General features: G+C 43.0%; 10 protein-coding genes. All 10 read left to right on the top strand.

Translation table 11 applies throughout. The features are described from left to right. Window positions 1-80 precede the first annotated feature (80 nt). Entirely contained in the window at window positions 81-572 is a 492-nt protein-coding gene (locus DW125_RS12755; RefSeq protein WP_117538373.1) for a terminase small subunit, read from the top strand. Beyond that, window positions 559-903: a hypothetical protein gene (locus tag DW125_RS12750; RefSeq protein WP_242992993.1), complete on the top strand. Its 345-nt coding sequence runs from the start codon at window positions 559-561 to the stop codon at window positions 901-903. Before DW125_RS12755 ends, DW125_RS12750 begins: the two co-directional genes overlap by 14 nt. Continuing rightward, window positions 900-2,144: a PBSX family phage terminase large subunit gene (locus DW125_RS12745; RefSeq protein WP_117538371.1), complete on the top strand. Its 1,245-nt coding sequence runs from the start codon at window positions 900-902 to the stop codon at window positions 2,142-2,144. The genes DW125_RS12750 and DW125_RS12745 overlap by 4 nt, the downstream gene beginning before the upstream one ends. Next, complete coding sequence (locus DW125_RS12740) at window positions 2,145-3,488, top strand: phage portal protein (RefSeq protein WP_199537845.1); 1,344 nt, start codon at window positions 2,145-2,147, stop codon at window positions 3,486-3,488. It abuts the gene before it with no gap. Continuing rightward, window positions 3,433-4,878: a minor capsid protein gene (locus DW125_RS12735; RefSeq protein ID WP_207658363.1), complete on the top strand. Its 1,446-nt coding sequence runs from the start codon at window positions 3,433-3,435 to the stop codon at window positions 4,876-4,878. The genes DW125_RS12740 and DW125_RS12735 overlap by 56 nt, the downstream gene beginning before the upstream one ends. Further along, entirely contained in the window at window positions 4,868-5,134 is a 267-nt protein-coding gene (locus tag DW125_RS12730) for a hypothetical protein (RefSeq protein ID WP_117538369.1), read from the top strand. Before DW125_RS12735 ends, DW125_RS12730 begins: the two co-directional genes overlap by 11 nt. Window positions 5,135-5,193: 59 nt before the next feature. After that, window positions 5,194-5,451: a hypothetical protein gene (locus DW125_RS12725; RefSeq protein ID WP_118287805.1), complete on the top strand. Its 258-nt coding sequence runs from the start codon at window positions 5,194-5,196 to the stop codon at window positions 5,449-5,451. A gap of 41 nt (window positions 5,452-5,492) precedes the next feature. Continuing rightward, complete coding sequence (locus DW125_RS12720) at window positions 5,493-5,978, top strand: retropepsin-like aspartic protease (RefSeq protein ID WP_158549928.1); 486 nt, start codon at window positions 5,493-5,495, stop codon at window positions 5,976-5,978. Between the two features lie 56 nt (window positions 5,979-6,034). Then, on the top strand, window positions 6,035-6,328 hold the full coding sequence (locus DW125_RS12715) for a ribosomal-processing cysteine protease Prp (protein WP_242992992.1): 294 nt from the start codon (window positions 6,035-6,037) through the stop codon (window positions 6,326-6,328). A 93-nt stretch (window positions 6,329-6,421) separates the two neighbouring features. Continuing rightward, on the top strand, window positions 6,422-7,075 hold the full coding sequence (locus DW125_RS12710; protein WP_158549927.1) for a DUF4355 domain-containing protein: 654 nt from the start codon (window positions 6,422-6,424) through the stop codon (window positions 7,073-7,075). Window positions 7,076-7,088: the final 13 nt, after the last annotated feature.

Raw genomic sequence — 7,088 nt, 5'->3', positions numbered from 1 at the left:
TGCCTCGCAAACCCGCATAAATACTGAATGTGTGGAGTTTTGCTCATGGCTAAATAAACCAGAAGTGGAGGTGAGTCTGAGTGACGGAAAAGCAGAAGAGATTTTGCGATGAATACTTAATTGATTGTAATGCCACGAGGGCTTACAGAGAAGCATATCCTAATTGCAAGAAAAATAGTTCTGCGGATGCAGCGGCAAGAAAATTACTCGGAAATACTCGGATTAGGGAATACATCGAAAAAAGATTGGAAGAAAAAGAGGATGCTTTGGTTGCGAAGCAGGATGAAGTGCTTCAAACACTGACAAGAGTTTTGCGCCGGCAGGAGATGGATACAGTGGTCGTTACCTGCAAAGAGCGTAGTAGCAGATATGACGAGAATGGCAAAAAGGTGATTATCGAGAAAGAAGTACCACAGCTGGTTCAGGTACCAACAAAGGTAAGTGATTTAAATAAAGCTGCAGAGCTGCTTGGAAAACGATATGCACTGTTTACGGATAAAGTCGAGACGGATGTTGATATGGATCTCAATATCACGATTGACTATGGAGAAGATGAAAATGAGAAAAAATAAATGGATTTATGTCCTTGGAACAAAATATGAAATTATAATTAACGCACCAGACAAGATGTTACCGCCGGGGGCAGATGGTGCAATGGATCACAGTACAAAAAAGATTATAATTGCTAAATTTAAACCGGATGAATACAGTGTCAAAGAACTTAAGAATTACAGGAAAAAGGTATTGCGGCATGAAATTGTTCACGCTTTTCTGTATGAATCAGGATTGTGGAATAACAGCGGAGATATATGTGCTTGGGCACAGAGCGAGGAAATCACAGATTGGATTGCCATTCAATCGCCAAAGCTTTTCCGTGCATTCAAAGAAGCTGATTGTCTATGAATATAAGCCTACAGGCAAATGCCTGTTTCAAAGAAGTCGATCGTAGTAAAAAACGATACATCGTGATGAAGGGCTCTGCCGGATCTGGAAAGAGCGTAGACACGGCACAGAACTATATTCTAAGACTGATGAAAGACCCGGGAAGAAACCTTTTATGTGTACGAAAATCAGATGTAACGAACAGAGATAGCACTTTTGCGGAATTGCAGAGTGCTATTTTTCGTGCATTTGGAGAGCAGTATAAGAAATACTGGTATATCAACAGCTCCAACATGATCCTGGAATGTAAGAGTAATCACAACCAGATTATTTTCCGGGGCGTTAACGATGAGAAGCAGAGGGAAAAGCTAAAATCAATCACATTCAAGCGAAGAAAGCTTACCGATGTTTGGATAGAGGAAGCCACAGAGATTACACAGTCAGATTTTGAAATCATCGATGACCGACTTCGAGGTATATTGCCGAAGGGATTATTCTACCAGATCCGGTTGACATTCAATCCGGTATCGGCGCATCACTGGATCAAGAAAGTGTTCTTTGATCGTGCCGATCCGGATGTACTGACGCATCAGTCCACCTATGAGAATAACCGTTTTATCGATGAAGCATACCACAGACGTATGCTCCGACGCAAGGAAGTAGACCCAGAAGGATACAGAGTCTATGGTCTTGGTGAGTGGGGCGAAGTTGCCGGACTGATTCTTAAGAATTATGTTGTAGAAGAATTTGACCGTTCCCCGGAAAGATTCGATTACATGGTTAATGCACAGGACTTCGGATTCAACCATGCGGATTGCATTGGCGAGGTTGGCTTTAAAGACGGAGAACTGTTTCTGTGCCGGGAATTGTATGTGTATGAAATGGATACAGACGAGATTATCAGAGAAGCAGAAGGCAAATTCAGCAAGAAGCTCCGGATGTGGTGCGACTCCGCCGAGCCGGACCGAATCAAGATGTGGCAGAAAGCCGGATACCGGGCAAGGGGTGTCAATAAAGAGACGAACAGTGTCCATGCACAGATTGATTATTTAAAACAGCACAGGATTCACATCCATCCATCCTGTGTAAATACCATAAAGGAAATTCAGCAATGGAAGTGGAAGAAGGATGAGAAGACCAATACTTATCTGGAAGAGCCAGTTCCATTTTTTGATGATGCAATGGCGATGTTGCGTTACTCCATTGAGGAAGAGCGTAAAGTACGACCAAGATTGAACCGGAATGTGAAAGGAGGCATATAGGTGTACAGCTTATATAGATTACCGGCAACGGAAGAACTGACAGACAATAAACTAACAGAGTTCATAACGAAGCACAGTGCAGAGTGTTCTTTCCGCTATCAAAGATTAAAAGATGCATATGAGACAGATTATCCGATATTCCATGAGCCGATTAAGCCGAAATGGAAGCCGGACAACCGTATTGCCGTGAATTTTGCGAAATATATGGTAGATACAATGAATGGGTTCTTTATCGGACATCCGATTAAGTTGCAGGTAGAAGATGGAAATGAGGATGTCCAGAAGTATATTGAGTTCGTGGATCAGTACAATGATCAAGACGATAACAATGCAGAACTTTCCAAGATATGCAGCATTTATGGCAGAGGGTACGAGATGTACTATGTGGACGAGCTTGGAAATATTGGTATCACGTATTTACCTCCAATGGATGCGTTTATGATTTATGATGATTCCGTTCTGCAGCGGGAGCGGTTCTTTGTCCGCCTGTATATAGATTCTGACCAGGTCTTACACGGCAGCGTATCGGATGAAACAGAAGTGCGCTGGTTTGTCATGAAAGGAAAACTTATCTGGGAAGAAGAAAGCAAGATACATGGATTCGACGGTGTACCCGCTACAGAGTATTCGGAAAATAAAGAGCGTATCGGCATCTTTGAGCCGGTGCTTACGATGATCGATGCGTACAATAAAGCAATCAGCGAAAAAGCAAATGATGTAGATTACTTTGCGGATGCTTATTTGAAAGTACTTGGTTCTAAACTGGACAATGACGATGTGAAGCATATAAGGGATGACCGGATCATTAACTTCGATGGCGATACAGAGAAGCTGATCGTGGACTTCCTGCAGAAGCCGAACGGTGATACAACGCAGGAGCATTTGATTGACCGGTTGGAGAAGCTGATATTTCAGATCAGTATGGTAGCAAATATCTCAGATGAAAATTTCGGGACAAGCTCCGGCATTGCAATGAAATATAAGTTGCAGGGAATGAGCAATCTGGAAAAGACAAAGGAGAGAAAGTTTACATCCGGCATGAACCGCAGATATCGCTTGATTTTCTCGAATCCCGTGTCTGGCATGAAGAAAGATGACTGGGTAAAGATACATCCGCATTTTACGCCGAACTTCCCGGCGAACCTGCAGGAAGAAGCAGAAATCGCAAAAAGTCTGGAAGGAATTGTCAGTCAGGAGACGCAGCTTAGTGTTCTGTCCATCGTAGATAATGCGCAGGATGAGATAGACAAAATCAATTCGGAACAGGAAGAGTTAAAGACAGATCCGATTGTATCACAGATGTTTGCCGATGGAAGTGACGGTGATGGAAGTGCCGAAGAGTAGCGATTACTGGCGAAAGCGGGAAGAAGAGAACCTGAAAGCCAGCAGGAAATCCGAAGCGGAATATGAGAAGGCGATCAATGATACATACAAATATATGCTGGATCAGATCCAGAAGGAAATCAACGGATTCTATGCGAAGTATGCAAGGGCAGAAGGAATAACCTTGTCAGAGGCAAAGCGAAAAGTATCAAAGCTTGATATCGAGGAATACGGACGAAAAGCCGCAAGGTACGTCAAAACAAAGGATTTCTCCAAGCAGGCAAATGATGAGATGCGGCTTTACAACGCGACGATGAAGATTAACCGGTTGGAACTTCTGAAAGCAAATATCGGTTTGGAGCTGGTGGCAGGGTTTGATGAACTGCAGAAATATTTTGAAGAAAAGCTCACGAATCGAACAATGGATGAGTTCAAAAGACAGTCGGGAATCTTAGGAAGAACGGTGCAGAATAATGAAAAGGCAGCACATGCGGTCGTAAATGCATCGTTCAAAAATGCCACGTATTCAGATCGTATCTGGATGTATCAAGGCATGCTCAAAGCAGAGCTGGACAGTCTTTTAAAAACAGGACTGATTCAGGGGAAGCATCCAACAGAGCTTGCAAGACATCTGCAGAAACGTTTCGGAGTCAGCGCCTATAATGCCAATCGGCTTATGGTGACAGAACTCGCAAGAGTGCAGACAGAAGCGCAAAAACAGTCGTTTATCCGGAATGGATTTGCGCAGTATACATTTCTGGCGATCGGAACAGCCTGTGAAGCGTGCCGTGCATTGGATGAGAAGCACTTCGATATCGATAAGATGATGCCAGGCGAGAACGCTCCGCCGATGCATCCGAACTGTAGATGTTCTGTGGCGGCGTATATGGACAGTGAAGAGTATGAGGAATGGATTGAGACATATAAAGAGCATGGGATGAGCTTTGAAGAGTGGAAGCAGAGAAGCCCAGTTGCAAATACAGATTCATATGAGAAAGCATTTTATACAAAGGATGATCCGATAAGGGAATATATCGGAGCGGCAGAAAAATCCCATCCGCAGGAGTTAAGAGAAATGAAAGAAGATATGGAGCGAAGCGGAGTCGATATAACAAGGCGAGCGGGTGCGATGGGATACTTTCCTGGACTTTCTGCTGGAAAAGTAGGAAATATCAATGTTGAAGAAGGCGCAAGTATAAGTGCGTGGATGCATGAATATAAACATTTCTGCGATGACCGCGCAGATGGATACTTAGGATTTAGAATATTTCAGAATCCTGCAAAGTGTGCAGACAGAGAAAGGCAAGCGTATCAAGTAGAAATTGACTTCGCAAAAGAGCTGGGGTATAATGATATTGTAAAAAGATTAGAAAAACTTCGTGATGAAGAGGTCGAGAAATATGAACAATAATTTTATCGAAAGAATTATTGAAGATGCGAAAAGTGATACACCGGGCATTGCAATGCAAGCGATACTTTCAGGCATCGATAAGAGAATAACTGACGAGCGTTTTATTAATGCTGTAAAAGGACATAAGGATGATAAAATTTGCTTATTAAACGTTCCAATGAATTACGTTGTGAGAGCGGCTCTTGATATTTTGGGAGCAGAGAAGTATAACGGGAACAATGCTTGTATTATGAATATGATAAATGAATGGAAATAAATACCACCAGTCAAAATGAGACCGGTGGTATTTCTATGTGCATTTCAGGGGATAAAGCTATGAAAACAAATCCCAAAACACAAGAAACATGGGTAGAGGCGATAAAAAGTTGTGGACAATCATTGATTGATAATGCCGAAGAAATTGCAGGGGATTATGAGTTTGAAACGGGAGTGGATATTACTATTTCTCTTAAGCCGCAACAATCTGTAGAAATAAAGGTCGCAACAACCTATCTTCCCAAAGCAAGAGATGGGAGTGGCGTAGTGGCTCTGACAGATAATCAGTTGTTTGCAGAACAAAAGGCAGTGATCTAGCATGATCCCATTTACTTAAGAACGCGATGGAGGAAAGACAGATGAAGCAAAACGTATACGTAGGTTTGCTGGACACATGCGAAAGCAGACCAGAAGCTGAGGCTGAAAGCACACAAGCGTATGCAGACGGTGCCATTACAAACCGCCATGACGGGATTGTAAACCGACTGATCACATCCTTAGACATCCGGGAATGCACAGATGGAGCAGAAGGCTTTCGGATTAATAAAGCTTTGTGGGATACTGGAGCATCGAGTTCGTGTATCTCTGAACGAATGGCAAGAAAACTTGGCTTGCGTCCAGTCGATACGGGTGTAGGTGTCAGTACAACAGGAAAACAGGATATCACATATTACATTGTTGATATTGTTCTGACTCCTGAAATGGTCTTTAGAAATGTAAAAATTGCAGGTTTTCCTTTGGAAAATCACGATGTTGATTTTGTTATAGGAATGGATATTATTTCAAAAGGGACGTTGGTAGTAAAAAATAGCAACGGCAAGACGGTGGTTACATTTACTGCCTAGGAAAAATAGCACGCGAAAGGCGTGTTATTTTTATACTCATTTTTCAGAAGGGATGGATGCATTTGATTGAAGTAACCGTCCGCAAGGATGAAATAACGATATCCGGTCATGCAAATTATGCAGCATACGGGCAGGATATAATCTGCGCCGGAGTTACAGCTTTGGCACGAACACTGATCAAGTCCATCAAGGATTTAACCGAAGATAAAATAAAATATGAAATATCGCCCGGATGGGTTGATATACAGCATGGGAATCTGTCAGAGAAAGCAAAGACTCTGGTGGATTCCTTTTTCATTGGGATCTGCATGATTGCCAATGAGTTTCCGGATTATGTCCGGATCATGTAACTTAATGTGACCGGGATGTCGTTAAACTACAATTATTCGATATGCAACGGTCTGGGCGACAAAGAATGGAACGGGGCGAGGAAAGGACGAATTATGAAACATATGAACAATGTGTATGCCGGTTGGAGAATTCCAATGGCGAATCTACAGTTGTTTGCGGAAGGTGATGGAGACGATGGCGGAGCCGGAACAAGAAGCAACGGTGCAGATGGAACAGTAACATTTGATGACTTTTTAAAAGGGGAAGGCAATCAGGCAGAGTTTGACCGGAGAGTCCAGAAGGCAGTGAATACCGCAGTGACCAATGCGCAGGCAAAGTGGAAGGCATTGACGGATGATAAGCTGTCAGAGGCAGAGAAGCTGGCGCAGATGACCAAAGAAGAGAAAGCGGAATATAAGGCGAGCAAACTTGAAAAAGAACTGGAAGAGCTGAAACGTCAGAATGCCAGATCGGACATGGCGAAAACAGCGCGTAAAATGCTGGCAGAAGAAGAAATCAATATTCCAGATGAGCTTCTGGTAAATCTTGTTGCAGAAGATGCAGATGGCACAAAGAAAGCGGTTGAAGCATTTTCCAAGATGTACAAAGGCGCAGTACAGGCTGCTGTGAAAGAGGCTTTAAAGGGAAATCCACCAAGGACCGGAACCGGAGGAAAAGGAACAATGACAAAGGAACAGATATTAGCGGTCAAGAATCCGACAGAGAGACAGAGACTGATCGCTGAGAATCTGGAGTTATTTCAGTAAAAGGAGTGTGTAA

It is taken from the genome of Dorea sp. AM10-31 (assembly GCF_003435815.1).
Classification (GTDB): Bacteria; Bacillota; Clostridia; order Lachnospirales; family Lachnospiraceae; genus Dorea_D; species Dorea_D hominis.
The sequence above is the reverse complement of the archived record's forward strand: the minus strand, read 5'-3'. Positions and strand labels throughout refer to the sequence as shown.